Raw genomic sequence first — 25,954 nt, 5'->3', positions numbered from 1 at the left:
TATCCACCCAATCGCAATGGACCCAGGTCTACGTTTTGCGATCCGTGAAGGTGGTCGTACAGTTGGTGCTGGTGTAGTTGCTAAAGTAACTGCATAACCGCTAATATGTTTATTCTAACCGAGAGTTTAGGCTCTCGGTTTGTTTATAGGTCAGTAGTTCAATTGGTAGAGCGTCGGTCTCCAAAACCGAATGTTGGGGGTTCGAGTCCCTCCTGACCTGCCATTTTTTAAATAAAAAACTTGATGTCGGCTAAACTGGTCATATAATAAGTCGCGAAACCTACGACGAGTACAAAAATGTCGAATGATAAATCACGTGACGCAATGGGCGGCGCGGCAATTCCTCAAAGCAACAATTCTGCTGAAATGGTGAAGACAAGTTCTCCATTTGATTTTATTTTGTGGATCATTGCATTAGCTTTATTTGGCGGTGCGTTGATGACAAATCAATATCTTCCAGCGTATTGGGCACCTGCAAATAGTGTCTGGGTGCGTATTGGGGTAATTTTAGCTTGTATCATCGTAGCTTTAGGTTTATTATACGCCACCCATCAAGGCAAAGGCTTTGTTCGTTTGCTTAAAGACTCTCGTATCGAATTGCGTCGAGTTACATGGCCTACGAAACATGAAACAGTAACCACTTCATGGCAAGTTCTCCTCGTTGTTGTAGTTGCCGCAATTATTTTGTGGTGTTTTGACTATATCATCGGTTGGTTTATGAAGTTTATTATCGGGTAAGAGAGCTATGAAACGTTGGTACATTATTCATGCCTATTCAGGTTATGAAAAACAAGTGATGCGTTCACTTAATGATCGAATCCAGCGTAGCGCTGTTGCTGATAGTTTTGGTGAAGTCCTTGTTCCTACCGAAGAAGTGGTAGAGATGAAGGATGGTAAGAAACGTAAATCAGAGCGTAAATTCTTTCCTGGCTATGTGTTAGTCGAAATGGAAATGAATGATGAAACTTGGCACATTGTTAAAGAATGTCCAAAAGTATTAGGTTTCATCGGTGGTACAGCTGAAAAGCCAGCACCAATTACGCAAAAAGAAGCTGATGCGATTCTTGCACGTGTACACAACAAAGGCGAAGCACCTCGTCCTAAGACGATGTTTGAGCCGGGTGAAGAATTACTTGTTACTGACGGTCCATTCACAGACTTTAAAGGTGTGGTGGAAGAAGTTCAGTACGAAAAATCACGTTTAACGTTGACGATTAATGTATTTAATCGACCAACTCAAGTTGAATTGGAATTTCGCCAAGTCGAAAAAACAATTTAATTTGCACTGTTTGAAAGCGCCCGATTTGTTATGGATCGGGCATTGTTGTTGTAACGGTATCGTTACTTGAAATGTTGGGGAGCTCTAAAAGGCGTTTGTACCCAGAGGTAATTTGAAATGGCTAAGAAGATTGACGGCTATATCAAGCTGCAAGTTCCAGCTGGTAAAGCGAATCCATCTCCACCGATTGGTCCTGCACTAGGTCAACGTGGTGTTAACATCATGGCATTCTGTAAAGAATTCAATGCTGCGACACAAAAAGTTGAACAAGGTCTTCCAATTCCTGTAGTGATCACTGTGTACAACGATAAGTCGTTCACATTCATCATGAAAACTCCACCTGCTGCGATTCTTCTTAAGAAAGCTGCTGGTATCCAAAAGGGTTCTGCTGTACCAAACAAAACTAAAGTTGGTAAGTTGACTCGCGCTCAGTTAGAAGAAATTGCGACTACTAAAGAACCAGATTTAACTGGTGCTGATTTAGACGCACGTGTACGTACCATTGCTGGTTCTGCGCGTTCTATGGGCTTGGAAGTGGAGCTATAAGACATGGCAAAGTTAACTAAACGTCAAAAAGCCATTGCTGCAGCTATTGAAGCAAACAAAGTTTACACTTTGGAAGAAGCAGTACAAGTTCTTAGCAGCCTACCTGCTGCAAAATTCAAAGAATCTTTGGATGTTGCGGTAAATCTAGGTGTTGATCCTCGTAAATCTGACCAAGTTGTTCGTGGCGCGACTACACTTCCTGCAGGTACTGGTAAAACTGTACGTGTTGCTGTGTTTGCTCAAGGCGCTGCTGCTGAAGCTGCTAAAGCTGAAGGCGCGGACATCGTTGGTTTTGATGATCTTGCTGAAAGCATTCAAGCGGGTAACTTAGATTTCGACGTTGTGATTGCTGCTCCAGATGCAATGCGTGTTGTTGGTAAGTTGGGTACGATCCTTGGTCCACGTGGCTTAATGCCAAACCCTAAAGTGGGTACTGTAACTCCTGACGTAGCAACTGCAGTTAAAAATGCAAAAGCTGGTCAAGCACGTTACCGTGTAGACAAAGCGGGTATCATCCATGCTGCGATCGGTCAAGTAGGTTTCACTGCTGAAGCTGTTCGTTCAAACGTTGAAGCGCTTATCGCTGACCTTAAGAAAGCAAAACCTGCGACTTCTAAAGGTATCTACATCCAAAAGATCACTTTGAGCTCAACTATGGGTCCTGGTCTTGTTGTTGATGTACAAAACGTTTCTAAATAATTATTTTTCAATAATTATATTGAGATAAAAGAATTTTAAAGTCCTGAGTGAAATTTGAAGTGTTACTTCAAATTTTACGCAAGAAAGAGTGATGACTTCTATTGAGGTTGAGCTTTTCTTCTTGTGGATTGATAAAGCATTGCTTTGTTAATCATCAGGCGGACTTTGAATTGATAGATGTAAATTTATCAGCGTCAAAGACCTCAGGCGAGGGGAGTCTTCGGATTCGCTTCTTAAAATACCAGTCTGAGTAGACGCGGTGGTGTGATTGATTCCTCCTCCGCGTGTAAGTCAAGAGATTGATTTACGAATTGGGAGTGCAGTCCGTGGATTGCATAAATCACCGTTAGGAGGTTTTACAATGGCTCTTCTTATCGAAGACAAAAAACAGATCGTTGCGGAAGTAAATGAAGTTGCTTCTACCGCGTTTGCTGCTGTTGTTGCTGACTACCAAGGTTTAACAGTTGAACAATTGACTACACTTCGTGTTGAAGCTCGTAAGTTAGGTGTTAAGACACGTATCGTGCGTAACACTTTGGCTAAACGTGCTTTCGAAGGTACTCAATTTGATATCTTAGACGAAAACCTTGTTGGTCCAACTATTCTAGCTTTTTCAACTTCTGAAGATGACATGGGCGCAGCTGCTCGCTTGTTTGAAGAATTTGCTAAAACTAACAAAGCATTTGAACTTAAAGCTGCTGCATTTGACGGCAAACTTTATCAAGGTGCTGAAGTTAGCGTTATCGCGAATCTTCCGAACCAAGAAAAAGCACTTACTATGCTTGCCAATGTTCTTCAAGCTCCTATTTCGAAATTGGGTCGCCTTATTACAGCGCTCAAAGAGAAAAACGAGTCAGAAGCTGCATAAGCTTAATAAATTTCACACACCATTCAATATCCATTTGGAGTTATTCTCATGGCTTTAACTAACGAAGAAATCTTAAACGCAGTTGCTGAAAAAACTGTTCTTGAACTTGTTGAACTTATCTCTGCTTTCGAAGAGAAATTCAATGTATCAGCTGCTGCTGTAGCTGTAGCTGCAGGTCCTGCTGTTGCTGCTGCTGAAGAGCAATCAGAATTCAATGTTGAATTGACTTCTTTCGGTGCTAACAAAGTTGCTGTAATTAAAGCAGTACGTGAAGTTACTGGTCTTGGCTTGAAAGAAGCTAAAGACTTAGTTGAAGGCGCTCCTTCAAATCTTAAAGAAGGCGTTTCTAAAGAAGAAGCTGAAGAACTTAAGAAAAAACTTGAAGAAACTGGTGCTACAGTTACTGTTAAGTAATTTCGCTAGGGGTCGAATTTTAATTTGACCCCAAAAATTGGCTGATGGCTCTTGGGTCATCAGCCTTTTTGCGTTACAATAACCGGCTCGATTTTAGATTGATTGGTAGAAAAACCATCAATTTTTAAAATAAATAAACATAATCAAACGCTTACCAATATTTTTCCACTTTAAAAATATTGTTAAGCGTTTTGTACCACTGAAATTTGCAGCATTTGTATAAAAGTGGTGGTCATATCGACCTGCGTAATTCCTTCTAAGTTCGTTCTGCAGGCGGACTTAGTTTACTTTCCGAGGACTCCAGATGGCATACTCATATACCGAAAAGAAACGGATCCGTAAGAATTTTGGTAAATTGCCCCAAGTCATGCATGCTCCGTACCTGCTCTCGATTCAAGTCGACTCGTACAGAACATTCTTGCAAGATGGCAAAACTCCAAAAAATCGCGAAGATATCGGTCTCCAAGCTGCATTTCGTTCAGTTTTTCCTATTGAAAGTTATTCGGGCAATGCTGCTTTAGAATTCGTTGAGTATAGTCTTGGTAAACCAGAGTTTGATGTTCGCGAATGTATTCTTCGTGGCTCAACCTTTGCGGCACCAATGCGCGTTAAAATTCGTTTGATCATCAAAGATCGTGAAACGAAATCTATTAAAGACGTACGTGAACAAGAAGTGTACATGGGTGAAATGCCACTCATGACTGAGAATGGTACCTTTGTCATCAATGGTACTGAGCGTGTAATCGTATCTCAATTACACCGTTCACCAGGCGTATTCTTTGACCATGATAAAGGTAAAACGCATTCAAGCGGTAAAGTGCTTTATTCAGCACGTATTATTCCTTATCGTGGTTCATGGTTAGATTTTGAGTTTGATGCTAAAGATTTAGTCTTTGTACGTATTGACCGTCGTCGCAAATTGCTTGCGACTGTTGTGTTACGTGCATTGAGCTATAGCAATGAACAAATTCTGAATATGTTCTACGAAAAAGTACCTGTATATCTTGATATGGGTAGCTATCAGATTGACCTTGTGCCTGAACGTCTTCGTGGTGAAATGGCTCAATTTGATATCGTGGACAATGATGGTAAAGCCATTGTTGAACAAGGTAAACGTATTAATGCTCGCCATGTACGTCAAATGGAAGCTGCTGGTTTAACTAAACTTCCAGTTCCAGATGAATATTTGTATGAGCGTATTACTGCTGAAGATATCGTGCTTAAAGATGGTGAAGTGATTACTGCTAACACTGTATTAAGTCATGAGATTTTGGTCAGAATTGCTGAAGGTGGTATTAAACAATTTAATATCCTGTTCACCAATGACATCGATCGCGGTTCTTTTGTTGCTGACACCTTACGTGCAGATACAACATCTGGCCGTGAAGAAGCACTTGTAGAAATCTACAAAGTGATGCGTCCAGGTGAGCCACCAACGAAAGAAGCGGCTGAAAACTTATTCAATAACTTATTCTTCTCTACAGAGCGTTATGATTTATCGCCTGTGGGTCGTATGAAGTTTAACCGTCGTTTGGGTCGTCCTTACGAAGTAGGTACAGATCAGAAGTCTCGTGAAGTAGAAGGTATTCTTTCTAACGATGACATCATCGATGTACTGAAAACATTGGTAGAAATTCGTAACGGTAAAGGTGAAGTCGACGATATCGATCACTTGGGTAACCGTCGCGTACGTTCTGTTGGTGAAATGACAGAAAACCAATTCCGTGTTGGTTTGGTTCGTGTTGAGCGTGCTGTTAAAGAGCGTTTAAACCAAGCTGAAACAGATAACTTGTCTCCACAAGATTTGATCAATGCGAAACCAGTTGCTGCTGCAATCAAAGAATTCTTTGGTTCAAGCCAATTGTCACAGTTTATGGATCAAAACAACCCATTGTCAGAAATTACACACAAACGTCGTGTATCTGCGCTTGGGCCTGGTGGTTTGACACGTGAACGTGCGGGCTTTGAGGTACGTGACGTACATCAAACTCACTATGGTCGTGTATGTCCAATTGAAACGCCTGAAGGACCAAACATTGGTTTGATCAACTCGCTTTCTGTTTATGCAAAAGCGAACAACTTCGGTTTCTTGGAAACACCATACCGTCGCGTTGTTGATGGTCGTGTAACAGATGATGTTGAATATTTATCTGCAATTGAAGAAGTTGGTACTGTGATTGCACAGGCCGATTCTGCATTGGATAAAGATGGACATTTAACTGAAGACTTCGTTTCAGTACGTCACCAAGGTGACTTCGTTCGTATGCCACCTGAAAAAGTGACGCATATGGATGTATCGGCTCAACAGGTTGTCTCTGTCGCTGCATCTCTTATTCCATTCCTTGAACACGATGATGCTAACCGTGCCTTGATGGGTTCAAACATGCAACGTCAGGCTGTTCCTACATTGCTTGCTGATAAACCACTTGTGGGTACCGGCATGGAAGCAAACGTAGCGCACGACTCTGGTGTATGTGTGATTGCGAAACGTGGTGGACGCATTGAGTTTGTAGATGCATCACGTGTGGTTATTCGTGTCAATGAGGATGAAATGATTGCGGGTGAAGCAGGTGTAGATATCTACAACTTGATCAAATACACGCGTTCAAACCAAAACACATGTATTAACCAAAAAGTGCTTGTGAGCATGGGCGATAAAGTCGGTCGTGGTGACGTTCTTGCTGATGGTCCATCAACTGATGGTGGTGAATTAGCACTAGGTCAGAACATGCGTGTCGCGTTCATGACTTGGAATGGTTATAACTACGAAGACTCGATTTTATTATCTGAACGTGTTCTTCAAGAAGATCGTTTAACTTCAATTCATATTCAAGAATTATCATGTGTTGCACGTGATACGAAGTTAGGTGCGGAAGAAATCACTGCCGATATTCCTAACGTAGGTGAAGCAGCGTTATCTAAACTTGATGAATCAGGTATTGTTTATATCGGTGCTGAAGTTGCAGCGGGTGATATTCTTGTTGGTAAAGTGACACCTAAAGGTGAAACACAATTAACTCCTGAAGAAAAATTACTTCGTGCAATCTTTGGTGAGAAAGCGGCAGACGTTAAAGATTCATCTTTACGTGTTTCTTCAAGCGTTAAAGGTACAGTCATCGACGTTCAAGTGTTTACACGTGACGGTATCGAGAAAGATGAACGTGCTCAAGCGATTGAGAAAGCGCAACTTGATGCTTACCGTAAAGACTTGAAAGAAGAATTCAAAATTTTCGAAGAAGCTGCTCGTGAACGTATTATCCGTTTGTTAAAAGGCCAAGAGTCGAATGGCGGCGGTACTACGAAGCGTGGTGATAAGCTATCTGAAGATGTATTGTCTGGTTTAGAGCTTGTTGATCTTTTAGAAGTTCAACCAACAGATGAAGGTATTGCTGAACGCTTAACTCAAATTCAAGTGTTCTTGAAAGAAAAGAGCTACGAGATCGATGAGAAATTTGCTGAGAAAAAACGCAAACTTTCTACAGGTGATGAGCTTACAACAGGTGTCTTGAAAGTTGTTAAAGTTTACTTAGCTGTAAAACGTCGTATCCAGCCTGGTGATAAGATGGCGGGTCGTCACGGTAACAAAGGTGTTGTATCAAACATCTTGCCTGTTGAAGACATGCCGCATGACATCCATGGTGTTCCAGTTGATGTCGTACTTAACCCATTGGGTGTACCATCACGTATGAACGTGGGGCAGATTCTTGAAACTCACTTAGGTATGGCTGCAAAAGGTCTTGGCGATAAGATCGACAAGATGATGAAAGAGCAACGTACTGTTCTTGAGCTTCGTGATTTCTTAGACAAGATTTATAACAAAGTTGGTGGCGAGCAAGAAGATCTTGATAGCTTGACCGATGAAGAAATCTTGGTGTTATCAGGTAACTTGCGTAAAGGTGTTCCTTTAGCTACGCCAGTATTTGATGGTGCAGAAGAGAGTCAGATCAAAGAGTTGCTTGAGCTTGGTGGTATCTCACGTACAGGTCAAACAGTATTGTATGACGGACGTACAGGTGAGCGTTTTGACCGCCCAGTAACTGTTGGTTATATGTATATGCTCAAGTTGAACCATTTGGTTGATGACAAGATGCATGCGCGTTCTACTGGTTCTTATTCACTTGTAACTCAACAACCGCTTGGTGGTAAAGCACAATTCGGTGGTCAGCGTTTCGGTGAGATGGAAGTCTGGGCACTAGAAGCTTATGGTGCTGCTTATACACTTCAAGAAATGCTTACTGTGAAGTCGGATGACGTTGAAGGTCGTACTCGCATCTATAAGAATATTGTAGATGGTAACCATTATATGGATCCGGGTATGCCTGAATCGTTTAACGTATTGACCAAAGAGATCCGTTCTTTAGGTATCAACATTGAACTGAAAAATGGTGACTAAATCCCCCCATTCCCCCTTTGTTAAAGGGGGGAATGTCCCCTCTTTAAGAAAGAGGGGGTAGGGGAGATGCCAAATCTCAGTGAAAAAACAATATTTGTGACCCAGTCGTAGCCTGAAAAGCGCTTCGACACACGGAGAAAAAAATTGAAAGACTTGCTCGATATCATGCGCAAAAAGACGGATTCAGATGGTCACGCTCCAGTAGAGTTTGACCGTATCCGTATTGGTCTTGCGTCACCAGAAATGATTAAGTCATGGTCTCACGGTGAAGTTAAAAAGCCAGAAACCATTAACTATCGTACGTTTAAACCAGAACGTGATGGTTTATTCTGTGCCAAAATCTTTGGTCCAGTAAAAGATTACGAATGCTTGTGTGGTAAATACAAGCGTATGAAATATAAAGGCGTCATTTGTGAAAAATGTGGCGTTGAAGTAACAACTGCAAAAGTTCGTCGTGAGCGTATGGGTCACATCGAGCTTGCTTCTCCAGTTGCGCATATTTGGTTCTTGAAATCATTACCAAGCCGTATCGGTTTATTACTTGATATGACTTTACGTGATATCGAACGTGTATTGTACTTCGAATCTTATGTGGTCACTGATCCTGGCATGACGCCAATGGAAAAGTACCAACTTCTTAACGATGAAGAATACTTCACAGCGTTAGAAGAACATGGTGATGAATTCAGCGCGAAAATGGGTGCAGAAGCAGTTCAAGATTTGTTGAAAGACATCGATCTTGAAGCTGAAATTTCTCGTTTACGTGAAGAAATTCCGAACACGACTTCAGAAACGAAGCTTAAAAAAGCCTCTAAACGTTTGAAGTTGATGGAAGCGTTCAAAGAGTCGAACAACAAGCCTGAATGGATGGTGATGAATGTACTTCCTGTACTTCCACCTGATCTTCGTCCGTTGGTACCGCTTGAAGGTGGTCGTTTTGCGACTTCTGACTTGAACGATCTTTATCGTCGTGTGATCAACCGTAACAACCGTTTAAAACGTCTTCTTGACCTTGCTGCACCAGACATTATCGTACGTAACGAAAAACGTATGTTACAAGAGTCTGTGGATGCGTTATTGGACAATGGTCGTCGTGGTCGTGCAATTACTGGTTCGAACAAACGTCCGCTTAAATCTTTGGCAGATATGATCAAAGGTAAGCAAGGTCGTTTCCGTCAAAACTTACTTGGTAAGCGTGTCGATTATTCTGGTCGTTCGGTAATTACTGTAGGTCCAACTTTACGTTTACACCAATGTGGTCTTCCAAAGAAAATGGCTCTTGAATTATTCAAGCCTTTTATCTTTGCTAAGCTACAAGCTTCTGGCCAAGCAACAACCATTAAAGCTGCGAAGAAAATGGTTGAGCGTGAAACCCCTGAAGTTTGGGACGTTCTTGCATCTGTAATTCGTCAACATCCAGTCATGTTGAACCGTGCGCCAACACTTCACCGTTTAGGTCTTCAAGCATTTGAACCTATCTTAATTGAAGGTAAAGCGATCCGTTTACATCCACTCGTTTGTGCTGCGTTTAACGCCGACTTCGATGGTGACCAAATGGCGGTTCACGTTCCATTAACACTTGAAGCTCAATTAGAAGCTCGTGCGTTAATGATGTCGACTAACAATATCTTGTCACCTGCAAATGGTGAGCCGATCATTGTACCTTCTCAGGACGTTGTCTTGGGCTTGTATTACATCACACGTGATGCAATCAATGCCAAAGGTGAAGGCATGGTGTTTGCGGATACTCATGAAGTAAACCGTGCACTTGCAACTGGTCAAGTTGACTTACATGCGCGTGTAAAAGCACGTGTACACCAAACAGTGATTGATGAAAACGGTAACCGTGAGCATCAAACAATTGTTGTAGATACGACGCCTGGTCGTTGCTTACTTTGGGAAGTTGTGCCTGAAGGTATGGATTTCCAACAAATCAACGTTGAGATGACGAAAAAGAACATCTCTAAATTGATTAACTCTTGCTACCGTAAATTAGGTTTGAAAGATACTGTTATCTTTGCTGACCAATTGATGTACTTGGGCTTCCGTCAAGCAACACGTTCAGGTGTTTCTGTGGGTATGGAAGACATGTTGATTCCACCACAAAAACAAGCAATTATCGAAAAAGCAGAAGTTGAAGTTCGTGAAATTGAACAACAATTTGAGCAAGGTTTCGTAACGGCAGGTGAGCGTTACAACAAAGTTGTCGATATTTGGGCGCGTACCAACGACCAAGTTGCGAAAGCGATGATGGATAACTTGTCCTTCACAACTGTTAAAAATAAACAGGGCGAAGACGAGAAGCAAAAATCATTCAACAGTATCTACATGATGTCTGACTCAGGTGCCCGTGGTTCGGCAGCTCAGATTCGTCAGCTTGCGGGTATGCGTGGTTTGATGGCGAAACCAGATGGTTCGATTATTGAAACGCCGATTAAAGCGAACTTCCGTGAAGGCTTGACAGTACTTCAATACTTCATTTCAACACATGGTGCACGTAAAGGTTTGGCCGATACAGCACTTAAAACTGCGAACTCTGGTTACTTGACTCGTCGTCTTGTAGACGTAGCACAAGACTTGGTTATTACAGAGCCAGATTGCGGTACGCTTGAAGGTCTTGTAATGACTCCGTTCATTCAAGGTGGCGACGTTATTGAGCCATTAAGTGTACGTGTATTAGGACGTGTAACTGCTGAAGACGTGAAAAAAGCGGGTTCAGATGAAGTTGTTCTTCCACGTAACACATTGATTGATGAAAAAATCGCTGCATATATTGAAGATGCTGGTGTTGATGAAGTTAAAGTACGTTCAGTTGTAAACTGTGCTTCCACTTTCGGTGTATGTGCGAAATGTTATGGACGTGACTTGGCTCGCGGTCACTTGGTAAATCCAGGTGAATCTGTTGGTGTTATGGCTGCACAATCAATTGGTGAACCTGGTACACAGTTAACCATGCGTACATTCCACGTGGGTGGTGCTGCAAGCCGAACATCTGCCGCAAATAGCGTACAAGTACGTAATAAAGGTACGGTTCGTTTTCATAACGTTAAAACTGTTCAACATGCTAAAGGCCATTTGGTATCTGTTTCACGTTCAGGTGAGATCGGTATTGCAGATGACTTAGGTCGCGAACGTGAACGTTATAAACTTCCATACGGTGCGTCTATCTTGATTAAAGATGGTCAACCTGTAGAAGGCGGCGGTATTGTTGCGACTTGGGATCCGCATACACATCCATTGGTGACAGAGGTTGCTGGTAAAGCACGCTTCAGCCAAATTTCGGATGGCGTAACTGCAACATCTAAAACTGATGATGCAACGGGTATGACGACTGTTGAAATCTTACCTGTAACAGCACGTCCTGCTTCTGGTAAAGATTTGCGTCCTGCAATCGTGTTGGATACAACAGATGGCGGCGAACAGTTCTACTTCTTGCCACAGAACACGATCGTTACTGTTCGTGATGGTGAAACGATTGGTGTTGGTGACGTTATTGGTCGTGTACCACAAGAAACTTCACGTACTCGTGATATTACCGGTGGTCTACCACGTGTAGCTGATTTGTTCGAAGCACGTAAGCCGAAAGAACATGCAATTCTTGCTGAAATTTCAGGTGTTGTAAGCTTTGGTAAAGAAACCAAAGGTAAGAACCGTTTAGTGATTACACCAGATGATGGCTCTGAAATTTATGAAGAGTTGATTCCAAAATGGCGTACCATTAACGTGTTTGAAGGTGAGCATGTTAACCGTGGTGAAACCATTTCTGATGGTCCACAAAATCCACATGACATCTTACGTTTGAAAGGTGAAGTTGCATTAACCAACTACATCGTGAACGAAGTTCAAGACGTTTACCGCTTACAAGGTGTAAAAATCAACGATAAGCATATCGAAGTAATCGTTCGTCAAATGTTGCGTAAAGTAGACATTACCGACGGTGGTGATACAAGCTTTATCAAAGGTGAACAAGTGGATTACATCCGCGTTGTGGGCGAAAACCAAGCAGTATTGGCTCAGAACAAGTTCCCTGCGAAGTATGAACGTCAATTGATGGGTATTACGAAAGCATCGCTTTCTACTGATTCGTTCATCTCTGCTGCATCGTTCCAGGAAACAACACGTGTGTTAACTGAAGCTGCTGTAACAGGGAAAGAAGATGAGTTACGTGGTTTGAAAGAAAACGTTGTTGTAGGTCGCTTGATTCCAGCTGGTACTGGTCTTGCATACCATTTAGAACGTCGTCGTCAAGAAGCAGAAGCTGCAGAGCATGAGCTTGTAAATGACTTCTCTGAAGTTGATCAAGCATTCTCTCAAGCTTTAAATGAAGATACTTTCTAAGTTAAACAGCTTTTGAAATGAAGAAGACGCCTTAGGGCGTCTTTTTTTATATACTGAGTAGACTCAAGTCATAAGCATTTAAAATGGCAATAAAAATTAGACATACATTGATGGTTTTACTGGCAGTCATGTTGGTTCCCGCCTGTTTGTTGATGTTTTTACCAGCTCAGCCAGAAATGAATTGGCAGCATAATGTATTTCAATTCATCACAGAAAAATTAAAGGTTCAAACGGGAATGTTTGGCCCCTTGGGTTTTTATACAGTATCGATTACTGCATATTTTTCGCTATTGAGCAGCATCTGGGCCGTTTTTTTATTTTGCATGATTTGGCAAGAAGAGCGTGAAACTGCACCTCAAACAACCACTCAGACAGTGCAATTTAAGTTGTTGGATGGGGTAATTATGGTTGTATGTGTTATTGGATTTATCTGGTTTAGTTTTTCGATGATGCAATGGCATTTCGCGAAACAAGATATGACCATAGGTTTAGGTCGAAATGGTTATTTATTCCAATCCTTGTATCACTATCAACTTGGTGTTGTCTTTGCTGAACTCTTTTTTATGCTTTTCTTGGTATTCAGCCAGCTGGCAATCTTAATGCTTGTTTATGCAAGTTATCATTTTCTCAAAGAAAAATTTAAACGAATAGAATGATGCTTTTAGTTTTAAAAATCTTGTGATTAAGTTAATGCTTTATGAGGAAATCGTCATTCAATGATAATTTCTTATTAACATGAATGTTATTTAAATTCGACTGTGCATCTTTGATAATTATAGACTACAAATAGCAACATGAAAATTTAATTTAATCCATAAATTAGTGTTTTCATAAAATCAGTTGTAATTAATTGCATTTGTAAGTTCAGATAGAAAGGATGAATAACATGAAAAAAATAGTAATGACTATGATGTGTGTGAGTTTACCTATTGTGATGCTTACAGGTTGTGAAAACATGTCAGCAAATGATAAGCGTATTACTTCCGCGGCACTTGGTGGTGCTGTTGGTGGTGGTATAGGTAATCATGCTGGTAATGGTGTGGGTGCTGCTGTTGGTGCAGGTGGTGGTGCTGCTGTAGGAAGCAAAGCCAACAATGGTTCAAACCGTAATGCAACATATAGTGGTATAGGTGCAGGTATTGGCTCAGTCATTGGTAAAGGTGTACTCGGCGGTGATGCCGGTGCTGCCATTGGTGGTGCGATCGGTGGTGGTGCTGGTGCTGCAATTGAGCAAAATAAATAGTCGTTAAAACCAAATCAAAATAAGCGCAACGTTTATAACGTCATGCGCTTATTTTTTTATCAATATCTAATTTTAGAAGAGTTCAGCATCTCTTCACTATTACACAATTTATTGACTATTTGGCTTTAAAATGGCTCATTCAAACAGACTTCAGCGTTTTAATGGGTGAGGGTTTTTACGACGGATATACACCGTTTTTTGTACTTCAGCAATTCTTAAGCCCGAGTCGTCAAAAATATTCACTGTATAGTTACGATAGACTGGACTATAGTTTTCGGCCAAGTTCTTCACATGTTCGATTTCAATCGCATCTAAACGGATATCTGCATAAACCGTACTGCGACCAGGGGAAAGGAAATTGATGTTTGCGGTTTTGTCCCAAACCATATATTTCGGGCCTAAATGATGCATTAAAAGAAGCATATAAAATGGATCAACCATTGAATACAAACTACCGCCAAAGTGCACGCCAACAATATTTTGATTGCTATGCGTCAGTGGCATTTTGACCCGAACGTGATAGTTTTTTAGATCAATTTTTTCGATTTCAATCCCTGCACCTTTATATGGAGAAAAATGATTCAACATAAATTTGGAAACAAATGGGATTGTCTGTAGTTTTTTGATTAGCGCATTCATGGTCAATTCTAGTTATCGATTTTTAAACCATAATAAAGAACAGAATGGAATGTGGCATTGATCTAAATGCCCTTTACAACGAAATCACAGCCAATGGTAAAACAATAAAAGGTGACTCAATGCAAGTGCAAACTTATTGGATATCCACCCAAGACAAACAAAAACTTTATGCAAAAACATGGGGTAATGCTGAAAACCCTGCGTTGGTTTTGGTGCATGGCTATCCCGATAATCAAGAAGTTTGGGAACCGATTATTGAACAATTGATCTCAAAATTTTACATCATTACTTATGATGTACGTGGGGCAGGGCAGTCTTCTGTACCAAAACGAATTCGTGATTATGCTTTAGCACGCTTATCTTTGGATTTTGAGTGCGTGGTAAATGAGCTACTGCCCAATCGTAATTTTCATCTTGCAGCGCATGATTGGGGCTCGATTCAGTCGTGGGAATCTGTGACTGAACCTAAATTTAAAAATCGTATTTTGTCTTATACCACTATGTCTGGACCTTGTTTAGATCATGCGGCTTTTTGGATGCGTGAACAGTTTTTACATGAAAAGCCTAAATTTTTTAAGCAGTTATTTAAATCTTGGTATATCGTTGCATTCCAGTTACCATTTCTTGCCCCGACCGTTTGGCATTTTTTTAGCCCACAACGCTGGGGTGCAATTTTAACGCAACTTGAGAAAAAGAAAGGCTTACCCTTAAACCAAAATATTGCAAAAGATGGTGAACATGGTATCGGACTATACCGTGCTAACTTTCTTCCACGTTTAACTCGTCCACGTGAGCGTTATGCAGTATGTCCTGTACAGGCGGTTGTACTGTTAAGAGATAAATTTGTAAGTCCAGAATTGATTGATGAAGTGCCTAAATGGGCAACAGATTTTGAACGTGTAGAAGTTGATGCAAACCATTGGGCAGTACTTAGTCAACCACAAGAGATTGCACAATATATTGAAACATTTGCACTCAAAAATAGTGAGAGTTGATTCGCTTAAAGTGATGTGAGCTCTTATAAAAATAGGCCATGTTTTCACATGGCCTATTCATTTTATGACCAGTTCGACTAAATTACAGCTTCATTGAAGTGAATCTGATAAAATATCGGCTTTCAAATTTTCGTAAATTTCTCCATGAATGCTGTCGTTATTGCGATTGCCGTGATGTTTATCTTGTCACTGGCACGAGTTTCTGTTGTTTTAACATTGGTTATTTCAGCAATTATAGGTGGGTTGGTTGCAGGTTTAAGCTTGTCAGATACTGTTACAGCATTTAATGCGGGCTTGGGTGATGGTGCAGAAGTTGCCTTGGCCTATGCGGTATTAGGCGCTTTCGCTTTGGCACTTTCAAAGTCAGGCTTGCCTGATTTATTGGCCTATAAACTGATCGGCTTACTCGGTATGGAAGCCACGCAGAAACAAGCAACCAAAGTAAAATTCTTATTATTGGGTATTTTACTGATTGCCGCGATTTGTTCACAAAATTTAATTCCTGTGCATATTGCGTTTATTCCTGTGCTTGTTCCACCGCTCTTAAAAGTGATGAATCACTTGAAACTCGACCGTCGTGCCGCAGCATGTGTACTGACCTTAGGTTTAGTCGGCACATATATCTTCTTGCCTGTAGGCTTTGGTGCAATTTTTCTTGAACAAATTCTGATGGGGAATATCAACAAAATTGGCGCTGCTTATCATCTGCATGTTGAAAGAAGCATGATGCCTATGGGGATGGCTATTCCTGTATTGGGTATGGTGATTGGTACTTTATTTGCCGTTTTTGTCAGTTATCGTAAACCGCGTATTTATGTTGATCGTAATGTTGCACCAATTACCACGATTGATTTAGATAAACCACTTCGTGCGGTAAATGTTGAGGTATTAAAAGCTGATGGCATAGCCTTAGAGCAAGAAGCCAAGCAAGAAGCCCCTGTGATTGCCAAGAAAACTATTCTTATGGCATTGCTGGCAATCATTTTAACCCTGATCTCTCAATTGTATTCAGGCTCAATGATCCTTGGCGGATTAGTGGGCTTTTCTGTCTTATCTGCCGCAGGGATTTTTAAATGGCAAGAAGCGGATGATGTTTTTGTACAAGGGATGCGTATGATGGCATTGGTCGGTTTTATCATGATCTCTGCTGCGGGGTTTGCATCCGTGATGACCCATACTGGGGATATTAATCAGTTGGTCAACGGTGTTGTTCATTTGATTGGTGACAATAAAGCGCTAGCTGCTTTCTTGATGTTATTTATTGGTTTATTTGTAACGATTGGAATTGGTTCATCATTTTCAAGTGTGCCTGTACTTGCAGTCATTTATGTTCCTTTATGTGTACAATTCGGCTTCTCTCCACTTGCAACCGTTGCTCTGATTGGTACTGCGGCAGCATTAGGAGATGCGGGTTCACCAGCTTCAGATTCGACCTTGGGGCCTACTGCTGGTTTGGGCGTAGATGGGCAACATGATCATATTTGGGATACGGTTGTTCCAACATTTATCCATTTTAATATTCCATTATTGGTGTTTGGTTGGATTGCTGCGATGGTGCTGTAGCGTTTATTTTTTAAGTTAAGGCTGTTTATGATGAGATCTAAACAGCCTTTTTTATATCTGTTCGACTAAAATCATTTAAATAGATGGGTTGATATTCTTTGTAAAAATGGGAGTATTCTAGTTTTTGATATTTAAACAGCAGGAAAAATCTTAAATAATATGCCTGAATTAAGATCAGCAGATCAAGATTATCAATTATCTAAGCCTAAATAATAAGGTGAGTGGGGATTTGGCTGATCAAAGAGATACATATAAAGGTGAGTTATAAACCTTTGTGATCATACTGCCCCAATTCATAAAAATACTTCAGGATCACTGCATAGAGATACCTGATGGTAATAAGATATCATTGTAATTATTGGAAAAAGTAAATATGAATATATGTGAATTAGTGAGTTATATTGAAGTTGGTATGACCAAACCTGTTGTAGTAGATAGAGTTTTATTAGAAGAGTATGGGAATTATATGAGAGTAATTGGTTTTTTGGACAAAGAACAAATATTAATATCCTACTTTTATTATGATGAAAGTGATGAGGATACAGGGATAGATATTAATCTTAAATATGAATCATTAGATAAAGCGATACAGTCAATTGAACAGTTTTTAGGGGTTTCAATAGATGGATGGGAAAATTTTAATCGAACAGGAAATTATCCAGAACCTTTGGAGAATTGTGTTGATAATAAATGGAATAATTTAGTAAATGATATTAAGCAAGGTACTATGATTCCAAAAGGTTATAATGAAATTCGTTTGAATATATAAATTACTATATTTTTTATTGATTAAAATACTTTAATTCTTTTATCTTAAAATGAACTGTTTATCTTTAAACAATATGATTTAGACTATGTAACATAACTTTATATTGATGTTTTATTGACAGTATAGGTTGATTTAATTTCCTAATGTATAAAAATAACAAAAAACAATTTTTCGATGAACTCTCTGTTTTCAATACACTTTTATCTTTCTCGATAAAAAATTCAGAGATGCCAATCTGATTGGCTGAATCTATCATCTAGGACATGGAGGCAAGATTTTTCTCTGAAGATACAGCCCTGAAAATGAGGTTTAAATTTATTTTATAGATATTATTAATTTATAATAAAGAATCCATTTTATATTAAATTTCACTCAATAATCCTGATTAATTTGGTTGGGTTTTAAAACCAACTGTTTTGATATGATTAAAATAAATTTTATTGTATAACAGTTACTTGAAAATATATATTAATTCTTAATTTAAATAAATGTTGCAATATTATTAATACCTATGTTTAATGTTTATTAATAACAACGCTGGGGTATTTATAATGTTAAAGCAAACTGCTCTTATTGCATTAATGGCAATTTCTTCTGCTTCATTTGCAGATTGGCAAGTCAAGGTTGGTGGTTCGGTGATTGCACCAACACAAGACACCAAAGTTGCTGGTGTTGGTACTGTGAAAGCAGACCATGAATATGCTTTTACGCCTTCTGTAGAATATATCTTTGGTGAAACACCTTTCTCTGCGGAAGTTTTATTAGCTACACCAATTAGCCACGATGTGAAATTAGATGGTGAAAAAGCAGTTAACCTTAAACACTTACCACCAACTGTAACGTTTAAATATAACTTCAAAAACTCTACACGTTTTACACCATATATTGGTGTTGGTGGTACAGCATTCCTTGCATGGGATGAGGAATCATCTGGGGCATTGGCGGGCACTAAGGTTAAAGTTAAAGATGATTTTGGTTTTGCTGGTCAAATCGGTTTTAACTTCCAACCTGCTGATGCAAAAAACTGGGGTGTTTTCTTTGATGCCCGTTATGCTCAATTAAGCCCAGAAGTGACTGTTAAAGCGGGTAATACTACTGCTGCAAAATTTGATTTAGATATTGATCCAGTTATCTATACTTTGGGTTATAGCTATAGATTCTAAGTTCGCTTTAGACTCATAAAAAACTCGGTAAATTTACCGAGTTTTTTTATTTTTACAGAGCCTTATATATTGAAACAAGAAGCAATAAAAAATAGTTATTTTTAGCTATATAAGCGCTGATTAAATCCATTTAATCTATCAGAACATCAATAAGACTTTGACATGATATGAAAAATTTAATTTTTATAATATTGGTAGGGTTAAGTAGCAGCACAATAGCCAATGCAGCAAGTTTTAATTGTGAGCATGCTCAGACCAAAAGCGAACATGCCATTTGTGAGCATCGCAGTTTAAACGATGCAGATGTCAAAATGGCGACCACCTATACCATTATCCGTAAACTTGTTCCGATGGGAACACGGGGTGTGATACAGGATCAGCAAGTGAAATGGTTACAACTGCGCAATCAATGTCAGGACAATCTACGTTGTTTAACCGATGCGTATCAGATGCGCCAGCAAAAACTAGAGATTTATATGAATCGAGTTTACCAACAAGGTCCATTTTAAAAAAAATTAAATTTGCCTATTGAAATATGCTTAAACCACTCCATTTCTAATGCATTCAATAAAAAAGCGTTATGAATTTACGGAGTGATTTTATGAGTGAACAGAACGTACAACACAGTTCAAAAAAGCATAGCTTTCAAGCAGAAGTGGCTCAGCTTTTACATTTAGTGACGCATTCACTTTATTCTAACCCTGAAATTTTCCTACGCGAGCTGATTTCAAATGCTTCAGATGCATGTGATAAGTTACGTTTTGAAGGAATTAACCATCCTGAATATTATGAGAATGATCCAGACTTACATGTTCGTGTAAGCCTAGATAAAGATGCGAAAACAATCACCATCTCAGACAACGGTATTGGTTTAAGCCAACAAGAAGCAATTGATAACTTAGGAACGATTGCTAAATCAGGCACCAAAGACTTTATGTCAAAGTTATCTGGTGACCAAAAAGCTGATGCACAACTGATTGGCCAGTTTGGTGTAGGTTTTTATTCTGGTTTTATCGTTGCTGATAAAATTACCGTTGAATCTCGCCGTGCAGGTTTAGATGCATCAGAAGGTGTACGTTGGATCAGTGGTGGTACGGGTGACTTTGAAGTCGAACAAATTGAGAAGGCTTCACGTGGAACTTCGATTATTTTACATTTACGTGATGACGCACTGGATTATTTAGAATCTTATAAAGTTAAACAAATTATCAATAAATACTCAGACCATATCAGCTTACCTATCGAAATGCAGAAGGAAGTTTGGCAGGAAGAAGAAGCAGCTGAAGGTGAAGAGAAAAAACCAGGTCATTATGTTAAAACAGATGAATGGGAAGCGATTAACTCAGCAAGTGCCTTGTGGACACGTAGCAAAGGCGAAATTACTGAAGAGCAGTATGTAGAATTCTATAAGAATTTAACTCATGACTTTGATGCACCATTGGCTTGGGCACATAACCGAGTTGAAGGCAGTACTGAATATACCCAATTGCTTTATATTCCAAGTAAAGCACCAAGTAATATTTTCACGCGTGAAGCTAAAGCAGGCATCAAACTTTATGTAAAACGTGTATTTATTATGGATGATGCAGATAATCTGATTCCAAATTATCTACGTTTTGTACAAGGTGTGGTGGATAGTGCTGATCTGCCGCTTAATGTAAGCCGTGAGATTCTACAAGAAAGCCGTGATGTGAAAACCATCCGTGAAGGTAATGCACGTCGTGTATTGACAACATTGGATGCTTTAGTAAAATCAGAAGATCAAGCTGATCAAGACAAATTTAAAACTTTCTATGCTGAATTTGGTTCAGTGATCAAGGAAGGTTTAGGTGAAGACTTTGGTAATCGTGAACGTATTCTAAAACTTTTACGCTTCTCTACTTCGAGCAATGATGAGGTATCAACATCATTGGAAGCTTATAAAGCACGTATGAAAGAAGGGCAAAAAGCTATCTATTATGTGACTGCCGATAGCTTAGCGGCTGCGAAAAACTCTCCGCAACTTGAATTATTCCGTAAAAAAGACATTGAAGTTTTGCTTATGGCAGATCGTGTTGATGAATGGGCGATGGAGTTTGTGCATGACTTTGATGGCACTCCTATGCAAAATGTTGCAAAGGGTGCAGTCGATCTTGGTGATTTACAAGATGCGGAAGAGAAAAAAGCACTCGAAGCTGCCGCAGAACAGTTTAAACCTGTGGTTGAAAAACTCTCTGATTCATTAAAAGCCAAGACCAAAGAAGTGCGTGTGACAACGCGTTTAGTGGACTCACCAGCATGTCTAGTGACCAGCGATGGTGAGCTTTCGCCGCAGTTAATTCGTATGTTAAAACAAGCGGGTCAGGCTGTACCTGAATCTAAACCAATTCTGGAAATTAACCCTGAACATCCTTTAGTAAAAAAACTTGAAAGTTCAGCCCAGTTTGATGATTTAGCCAATGTGATCTTTGATCAGGCAGTAATTGCTGAGGGTGGTTTACCTGATGATCCTGCTGAATATGTAAAACGTATTAACAATTTATTGCTTAAATAAGTCGTAATTTGTTTTAACAGAGCCTATCTTTAAGATAGGCTTTTTTATATAAACACATTCAATGAATAATTTTAAAAGAATTCAATGTATAGGTTGTTTTGTATTGCTCAGTTTAGCTACAACAGTTGTGATGGCATATGAACTTCCACCAGTTGAAAAGCGTAATGCAAATACCACAGATATTTCAGTACATAACGCCATGTTCTTAAGACAAAATACACAGGCTGCTGTGATGGGTATATTGAAAAAAAATGGCCAGAACTATGAACTTGCTGCTAGCGATGGGAAAGGGGGAATGGCGTTACCGATAGCGGTACATCCAAGCCTTAAAATAGACGATGCTTTAGTCGATAAAGAAGTTAGGGCGATTGGGCGAATGACTTATGAAACAATGTATATGCCCAATTCTAGCGACTTTGGTCCCGCTTATAGTTTTACTTTTGAATTGTTTTCAATTGCCCCATTGAATTAAAAGGGTGTGGCAGGCATTTTACCAACATCAGTGGATAAGTCGAAACTTATCCACAGTTCAGCTTAAAGATTCAGCTTATGCTTAAAATAACGCTTCTAAACGTACCAAAGCGCTTGGGAAATGGCTACGATCTTCACGACGATCATTAAAATAATTTAAGTCGCCTTGTACGTAAAACCATTCACGCCAAACAGGTTGTCGCCAAGAAACAAAAGGCCCCCAACTGTTGAGCTTAAGGTCATTATTATTATAATAACCGCCAGTATAGATACCATAGTTAAAGCGATTATTTTTAAAGAACTGATGTTGTCGATAAGTACGGTTATCCCAAGTTAAATCATCGTCTTGTTCATCTGCATACGTCACATAGAATTGGTTGGAAATAAAGGGCTGATTGGGGCGAGCATGGGTCAGCTCTAAGTTGGTTCTCAAATAGTTTTCACTGTCGATCCCATAGCGGTAAATCTGTTCCGCATGAAAAGTAAAATCATTCCCCAGTTTCCAATCCTTTTGAGCCTTTAAACGTGCATAGATATCATCACCTGAACGAATACCAAGGTCTGCATCTAAGTCAAAAGGTAAGCGTTTAGAAAGCTGTGACCAACGTAAAGCAATCGAGCTGTTATCATCACGAATTTGTTTACCATCCACTCGTTTATCTGGATCGCCATCAGCATGATTATTGTTGATCGCTATATTATTTGTAATTTCATCATCTAATGAATCATCACCAAAGACCACACTTAAACGGTTTTCAAGTGTGGGTAATTTAACTTTTCCTCGTATCCGAGGATTGACATCATAACCATCATGCTTATTCCATTGATTATCAACAATGATCCGCAACGTTGCTGACGCTGGATGTGCAGGATCAGTTTTTCCAAACCAGTTGTCCATTTTATTGGCTGTACGGTCTGCCCAATTGCTAATCTTTTTCTGCTTTTTGTCGGCCCAAGTTTGATCTTCTGTTGCATCCGTTGGGGGAACAATAACTTGATTAGATTGTTCTGGGAAAATGGTCGGTGTTGAGTCAACAATTTTTGGAATATAGTTGAGCAAGCCCATCTCATTTTCTTTGGCGCTGGCTAAAGAAGGTTGCTGATCGACTTTCCCCGTTTTAGCATTCGCTTCAAGACTGCTATTTACTTCTGCAAACGCAGTGTTCCCAAAAAAACCGCCTAATATTAAGACATAAGGTAGTTTTGAGAAGATTGATATTTTATTCATATGCCCACTTCTTAAACTTTGAGTCATTCAGTACTTCATTTTCGATATAACTATGCCTTAAAAAAACACTAAATTTCAATGGAATCGCTATTTTAAGTACAAAAAACATAAATTTATTTAAAATGAAGCGTATTCTATCCACATTATCGCGAATCAAAGCGTGACTTAAGCTATTTTTTAATAAATAAGCGCTTTTTTATCCAAAGCTCAATTATGGTAAAGCTTTTACGCTAAAAATTCTTTGGAGACAAAATCTACACTTATCCAAGAATAGATAAGCGATTTTAAATATAGTCAAACTGCATAATTATTCATGCAAGTGATTTGCTTCAAGTCATTGATTAGACATGAAGCATGTATCTTTTATGAACTTTTTAAAAACTATGGGTTATCAATTCATTTTTTGTGCTTTTGAATCATAAATAGTTGCCCTACAGTGTGGCGACATGGATGTCGCCGTTGGGCGGGGGTATATGAGCAAAAATAAAGCACTGCTTTGTTTGCAGCGCAAGAGCCCTGTTAAACGAAAGATTTTTGTCATCTTTTCATCTCTGAAAAGTGAGGCATCGCCTACGCAAAGGTATTTAAGCTTTGAATGTATGGTACGGCATTGCAAGCTTTTTATAATCAAACAAATTATTTCCTAAGGCAATTGATTTAGTTGAAAATATTAATCAAGAGAAATTATATTCTTGTGTATGAGTTTTTGACAGGTTGACTATAGTAGCAATGCACTTTTGAAAAGCGAGAATGAAGAAAAATTATACGCTGTTGTGGATAACTTTAATTTTATCCTCAAAGCCTATTTTATTGCGGCATAAACAAAAACACCTCCAAAAGAGGAGGTGTTGTGTCTTAAAAAATAAGAAAATTAAAAAAGAAACTACAGCGCATGAATTTCGTGGGAACGAAAAATATTTATTGATCTTAGTCTAAGAAAAAGGTGATGAATAGTTGCTTTTCTGCAACGCTGTATTGCAAAAATGGCACGTAAAATTTAAAAAATGACTCATTAAAAATAAGACATAGAAATCATTCAGTATATTTTTTATGATCTGTTTCGGTTGGTTTTTTAATCATTTTCTTAAATATTATTATGCTTATTGAATACTGAAGAAACTCCTTCAAGGAATTTCTCCAGTAGCTGATTTTATTTGTTGGGAACTTCACAAGACTCATCAGCACAAACAGGGCCATCCTGTTGCTCGATTTCAGCATCATTCGCAGTTTCAAGGGCTTTTTCTAACACTTGTACAAAGACTTCACGTGGTTGAGCACCCGCTAAAGCCACACGTTGATCAAAGACAAAGAATGGTACGCCTGTTACTTTTAATTGTTCATGAGCAACTTGTTCATCGAATTTTACAAAGTCAGCATATTCTTCAGAGTCTAGAACATCATCAACTTCTATTGGATTTAAGCCAATACGAGATGCGACATCTTCAATTGTTTCCCGTTCACCAATCGGTAAACCTTGAGTCATATAGCTATAGAAAAAAGCTTCTTCTGCTTCTGAACCTAAACCCTTACTTTGTGCAAGGTGAATGATCCGATGGGCGTTAAAGGTATTTCCTGAGTTGGCATTTTCCCAGTTAAATTGGATGCCTTCTTCTTTTGCCATTGCTGCAATATTGCGTTGCATATCTTCGACTTCAGGGATACTACGCCCATATTTTTGCGCAAGACGTTCAGAGTTTGAAACTTCTTGACGCGTAGGTGCTTCAGGATCAAGTTCAAAACTGTGCCAATGGACTTCAAGCTCAATACCTGCTTGTTCAGCAGCAGCTTCTAAACGTTTTTTACCGATATAGCAAAAAGGGCAAACCACATCTGACCAAATATCTACGCGCATGGGAAATCTCTACAATCTAATTCTGGATTATGATGGGGTTTGTTTGCATAAATTTAAAGTGAAACTTTTAAGCAGTCTTATTTTAAGGTGATTCAACAAAGGTTATTTATTGTTATTTTGCATAATTAATATACAAAAAAGAGTCGCTTAGGATATTCTAAGTAATCTATAAGGATGTTCGGGGTTTGGTATGCGTCGACTTTTGATTGTTTTCGGTATCATCTTTCTGGCTGTTATTGGATTTTTCTACTATGACCATACTTCAATAAAGAATGAAGACGCCAATCGCCAAGCATTTGATTTGGTGATGACTGAAAAAATGCGGCAACTTTCTGAACAAGCCCAAGACCGTTCTAAACCCGTAAATATTGATATTCATGATAATCGGCTCAAAGGTGATTACAAAACCTTGTCTGAGTTTTTATTGAAATATTGGGCCAAGAATGTTGATACACGGAACACTTATTTAAATCAGCTCGCAGCGGCCAAATGGGATCATTTTTTAGATGTAAATCGTTTGGATGCAGACCGTAAACAGAACTATGTAGAAACAACACAGATGCTGGTGACTGTACGACAAGCAATGCAGCAATATCAGCAAAAAAATAGACAAAATAAAACCGAGGCTTTAAACGAATTAAAAAAAATAGATTTGCGCAAGGACCTCAAGAAACCCTTACAGGATAAGCTCGAACAGAATGTTGAACTTGACCCTGAAAATACCCTAATCCTAAATGAGCTACAAATTTTAGGTAAAGCTGAAACCATGTTTGATTTGTTAAAAAAATATGAGTGGCAGAAGCAGGGTAATCAAATTTTGTTTAAAGACGATGCTCAAGTGAAACAGTTTAACCAGTTGTTTCAGGATGTGCTGAAATTGAATAGCCAAATCAATCAGAAAAAAGAGCAAAATGCGGAAGTATTAGAAGAAGCCTTGTAAATTTTAGAAGTAGATGAATGA

22 protein-coding genes and 1 tRNA gene are annotated in these 25,954 nt (G+C 39.2%); 20 read left to right on the top strand and 3 right to left on the bottom strand.

Annotated features, from left to right (window positions below):
- The 12 genes from ACG9ZL_RS03320 to ACG9ZL_RS03265 all read left to right on the top strand — a co-directional run.
- Positions 1-97: EF-Tu C-terminal domain-related protein (locus ACG9ZL_RS03320; RefSeq protein ID WP_017385214.1), on the top strand; the 97-nt coding region annotated here is incomplete at its 5' end.
- Positions 98-147: 50 nt separating this feature from the next.
- Positions 148-223, top strand: a tRNA-Trp gene (locus ACG9ZL_RS03315).
- A 74-nt stretch (positions 224-297) separates the two neighbouring features.
- Positions 298-738 (top strand): preprotein translocase subunit SecE, encoded by a 441-nt coding sequence (secE, locus tag ACG9ZL_RS03310; RefSeq protein ID WP_004718489.1) that lies wholly within the window; start codon positions 298-300, stop codon positions 736-738.
- Positions 739-745: 7 nt separating this feature from the next.
- Positions 746-1,279, top strand: a complete 534-nt coding sequence (gene nusG / locus ACG9ZL_RS03305) for a transcription termination/antitermination protein NusG (protein ID WP_004718486.1) — start codon at positions 746-748, stop codon at positions 1,277-1,279.
- 117 nt (positions 1,280-1,396) lie between these two features.
- Positions 1,397-1,825 (top strand): 50S ribosomal protein L11, encoded by a 429-nt coding sequence (gene rplK, locus ACG9ZL_RS03300; RefSeq protein WP_004718484.1) that lies wholly within the window; start codon positions 1,397-1,399, stop codon positions 1,823-1,825.
- A gap of 3 nt (positions 1,826-1,828) precedes the next feature.
- The gene (rplA, locus tag ACG9ZL_RS03295; RefSeq protein ID WP_004718482.1) at positions 1,829-2,524 is read left to right on the top strand and encodes a 50S ribosomal protein L1; all 696 of its coding nucleotides are present in this window, start codon (positions 1,829-1,831) and stop codon (positions 2,522-2,524) included.
- A 361-nt stretch (positions 2,525-2,885) separates the two neighbouring features.
- Complete coding sequence (rplJ, locus tag ACG9ZL_RS03290; protein ID WP_336952377.1) at positions 2,886-3,392, top strand: 50S ribosomal protein L10; 507 nt, start codon at positions 2,886-2,888, stop codon at positions 3,390-3,392.
- Between the two features lie 48 nt (positions 3,393-3,440).
- Positions 3,441-3,806: a 50S ribosomal protein L7/L12 gene (gene rplL / locus ACG9ZL_RS03285; RefSeq protein ID WP_004818508.1), complete on the top strand. Its 366-nt coding sequence runs from the start codon at positions 3,441-3,443 to the stop codon at positions 3,804-3,806.
- Positions 3,807-4,110: 304 nt separating this feature from the next.
- The gene (gene rpoB, locus ACG9ZL_RS03280) at positions 4,111-8,199 is read left to right on the top strand and encodes a DNA-directed RNA polymerase subunit beta (RefSeq protein WP_004718475.1); all 4,089 of its coding nucleotides are present in this window, start codon (positions 4,111-4,113) and stop codon (positions 8,197-8,199) included.
- A gap of 144 nt (positions 8,200-8,343) precedes the next feature.
- Entirely contained in the window at positions 8,344-12,537 is a 4,194-nt protein-coding gene (gene rpoC, locus ACG9ZL_RS03275) for a DNA-directed RNA polymerase subunit beta' (protein WP_336952374.1), read from the top strand.
- 83 nt (positions 12,538-12,620) lie between these two features.
- Positions 12,621-13,193, top strand: coding sequence for a hypothetical protein (locus ACG9ZL_RS03270; RefSeq protein ID WP_419359051.1), 573 nt, complete (start codon positions 12,621-12,623; stop codon positions 13,191-13,193).
- A 230-nt stretch (positions 13,194-13,423) separates the two neighbouring features.
- On the top strand, positions 13,424-13,780 hold the full coding sequence (locus tag ACG9ZL_RS03265; protein ID WP_336952370.1) for a YMGG-like glycine zipper-containing protein: 357 nt from the start codon (positions 13,424-13,426) through the stop codon (positions 13,778-13,780).
- Between the two features lie 150 nt (positions 13,781-13,930).
- Here the strand turns inward: ACG9ZL_RS03265 and ACG9ZL_RS03260 are convergent, their stop codons facing one another.
- Positions 13,931-14,419 (bottom strand): PaaI family thioesterase, encoded by a 489-nt coding sequence (locus ACG9ZL_RS03260; protein WP_336952368.1) that lies wholly within the window; start codon positions 14,417-14,419, stop codon positions 13,931-13,933.
- A gap of 119 nt (positions 14,420-14,538) precedes the next feature.
- Here ACG9ZL_RS03260 and ACG9ZL_RS03255 point away from each other — a divergent pair, with 119 nt between their 5' ends.
- From ACG9ZL_RS03255 to ACG9ZL_RS03225, 7 genes are all read left to right on the top strand, one after another.
- Positions 14,539-15,414 (top strand): alpha/beta fold hydrolase, encoded by an 876-nt coding sequence (locus tag ACG9ZL_RS03255; RefSeq protein ID WP_419359062.1) that lies wholly within the window; start codon positions 14,539-14,541, stop codon positions 15,412-15,414.
- A 144-nt stretch (positions 15,415-15,558) separates the two neighbouring features.
- Positions 15,559-16,977, top strand: a complete 1,419-nt coding sequence (locus tag ACG9ZL_RS03250; protein ID WP_004818515.1) for a Na+/H+ antiporter family protein — start codon at positions 15,559-15,561, stop codon at positions 16,975-16,977.
- A 412-nt stretch (positions 16,978-17,389) separates the two neighbouring features.
- Positions 17,390-17,746 (top strand): hypothetical protein, encoded by a 357-nt coding sequence (locus tag ACG9ZL_RS03245; protein WP_419359049.1) that lies wholly within the window; start codon positions 17,390-17,392, stop codon positions 17,744-17,746.
- A gap of 551 nt (positions 17,747-18,297) precedes the next feature.
- Positions 18,298-18,909 (top strand): OmpW/AlkL family protein, encoded by a 612-nt coding sequence (locus ACG9ZL_RS03240; protein ID WP_034617314.1) that lies wholly within the window; start codon positions 18,298-18,300, stop codon positions 18,907-18,909.
- A gap of 167 nt (positions 18,910-19,076) precedes the next feature.
- Positions 19,077-19,418, top strand: a complete 342-nt coding sequence (locus ACG9ZL_RS03235; RefSeq protein WP_336952364.1) for a lysozyme inhibitor LprI family protein — start codon at positions 19,077-19,079, stop codon at positions 19,416-19,418.
- Positions 19,419-19,510: 92 nt separating this feature from the next.
- Entirely contained in the window at positions 19,511-21,442 is a 1,932-nt protein-coding gene (gene htpG / locus ACG9ZL_RS03230) for a molecular chaperone HtpG (RefSeq protein ID WP_419359047.1), read from the top strand.
- A 61-nt stretch (positions 21,443-21,503) separates the two neighbouring features.
- The gene (locus ACG9ZL_RS03225) at positions 21,504-21,914 is read left to right on the top strand and encodes a hypothetical protein (RefSeq protein WP_336952362.1); all 411 of its coding nucleotides are present in this window, start codon (positions 21,504-21,506) and stop codon (positions 21,912-21,914) included.
- Between the two features lie 81 nt (positions 21,915-21,995).
- Here ACG9ZL_RS03225 and ACG9ZL_RS03220 read toward each other — a convergent pair whose 3' ends face one another.
- Together ACG9ZL_RS03220 and ACG9ZL_RS03215 are read right to left on the bottom strand one after the other, a co-directional pair.
- On the bottom strand, positions 21,996-23,141 hold the full coding sequence (locus ACG9ZL_RS03220; RefSeq protein WP_336952361.1) for a hypothetical protein: 1,146 nt from the start codon (positions 23,139-23,141) through the stop codon (positions 21,996-21,998).
- A 1,150-nt stretch (positions 23,142-24,291) separates the two neighbouring features.
- On the bottom strand, positions 24,292-24,993 hold the full coding sequence (locus tag ACG9ZL_RS03215) for a DsbA family oxidoreductase (protein ID WP_004818526.1): 702 nt from the start codon (positions 24,991-24,993) through the stop codon (positions 24,292-24,294).
- A 190-nt stretch (positions 24,994-25,183) separates the two neighbouring features.
- Between ACG9ZL_RS03215 and ACG9ZL_RS03210 the strand changes: the two genes are divergently transcribed.
- Positions 25,184-25,933, top strand: coding sequence for a hypothetical protein (locus ACG9ZL_RS03210; RefSeq protein WP_419326989.1), 750 nt, complete (start codon positions 25,184-25,186; stop codon positions 25,931-25,933).
- The last annotated feature ends 21 nt before the right edge of the window (positions 25,934-25,954 follow it).

This window comes from Acinetobacter legionensis, assembly GCF_048551735.1.
Classification (GTDB): Bacteria; Pseudomonadota; Gammaproteobacteria; order Pseudomonadales; family Moraxellaceae; genus Acinetobacter.
Note: the sequence above shows the minus strand (reverse complement) of the source record. Positions and strands in the feature narration are given on the sequence as shown.

Excerpts from the sequence above, each read along its gene's own strand:
- secE (WP_004718489.1), top strand. The coding sequence starts at position 298 with ATGTCGAATGATAAATCACGTGACGCAATGGGCGGCGCGGCAATTCCT.
- nusG (WP_004718486.1), top strand. The coding sequence starts at position 746 with ATGAAACGTTGGTACATTATTCATGCCTATTCAGGTTATGAAAAACAA.
- rplK (WP_004718484.1), top strand. The coding sequence starts at position 1,397 with ATGGCTAAGAAGATTGACGGCTATATCAAGCTGCAAGTTCCAGCTGGT.
- rplA (WP_004718482.1), top strand. The coding sequence starts at position 1,829 with ATGGCAAAGTTAACTAAACGTCAAAAAGCCATTGCTGCAGCTATTGAA.
- rplJ (WP_336952377.1), top strand. The coding sequence starts at position 2,886 with ATGGCTCTTCTTATCGAAGACAAAAAACAGATCGTTGCGGAAGTAAAT.
- rplL (WP_004818508.1), top strand. The coding sequence starts at position 3,441 with ATGGCTTTAACTAACGAAGAAATCTTAAACGCAGTTGCTGAAAAAACT.
- rpoB (WP_004718475.1), top strand. The coding sequence starts at position 4,111 with ATGGCATACTCATATACCGAAAAGAAACGGATCCGTAAGAATTTTGGT.
- ACG9ZL_RS03270 (WP_419359051.1), top strand. The coding sequence starts at position 12,621 with ATGGCAATAAAAATTAGACATACATTGATGGTTTTACTGGCAGTCATG.
- ACG9ZL_RS03265 (WP_336952370.1), top strand. The coding sequence starts at position 13,424 with ATGAAAAAAATAGTAATGACTATGATGTGTGTGAGTTTACCTATTGTG.
- ACG9ZL_RS03260 (WP_336952368.1), bottom strand. The coding sequence starts at position 14,419 with ATGAATGCGCTAATCAAAAAACTACAGACAATCCCATTTGTTTCCAAA.
- ACG9ZL_RS03255 (WP_419359062.1), top strand. The coding sequence starts at position 14,539 with ATGCAAGTGCAAACTTATTGGATATCCACCCAAGACAAACAAAAACTT.
- ACG9ZL_RS03250 (WP_004818515.1), top strand. The coding sequence starts at position 15,559 with ATGAATGCTGTCGTTATTGCGATTGCCGTGATGTTTATCTTGTCACTG.
- ACG9ZL_RS03245 (WP_419359049.1), top strand. The coding sequence starts at position 17,390 with ATGACCAAACCTGTTGTAGTAGATAGAGTTTTATTAGAAGAGTATGGG.
- ACG9ZL_RS03240 (WP_034617314.1), top strand. The coding sequence starts at position 18,298 with ATGTTAAAGCAAACTGCTCTTATTGCATTAATGGCAATTTCTTCTGCT.
- ACG9ZL_RS03235 (WP_336952364.1), top strand. The coding sequence starts at position 19,077 with ATGAAAAATTTAATTTTTATAATATTGGTAGGGTTAAGTAGCAGCACA.
- htpG (WP_419359047.1), top strand. The coding sequence starts at position 19,511 with ATGAGTGAACAGAACGTACAACACAGTTCAAAAAAGCATAGCTTTCAA.
- ACG9ZL_RS03225 (WP_336952362.1), top strand. The coding sequence starts at position 21,504 with ATGAATAATTTTAAAAGAATTCAATGTATAGGTTGTTTTGTATTGCTC.
- ACG9ZL_RS03220 (WP_336952361.1), bottom strand. The coding sequence starts at position 23,141 with ATGAATAAAATATCAATCTTCTCAAAACTACCTTATGTCTTAATATTA.
- ACG9ZL_RS03215 (WP_004818526.1), bottom strand. The coding sequence starts at position 24,993 with ATGCGCGTAGATATTTGGTCAGATGTGGTTTGCCCTTTTTGCTATATC.
- ACG9ZL_RS03210 (WP_419326989.1), top strand. The coding sequence starts at position 25,184 with ATGCGTCGACTTTTGATTGTTTTCGGTATCATCTTTCTGGCTGTTATT.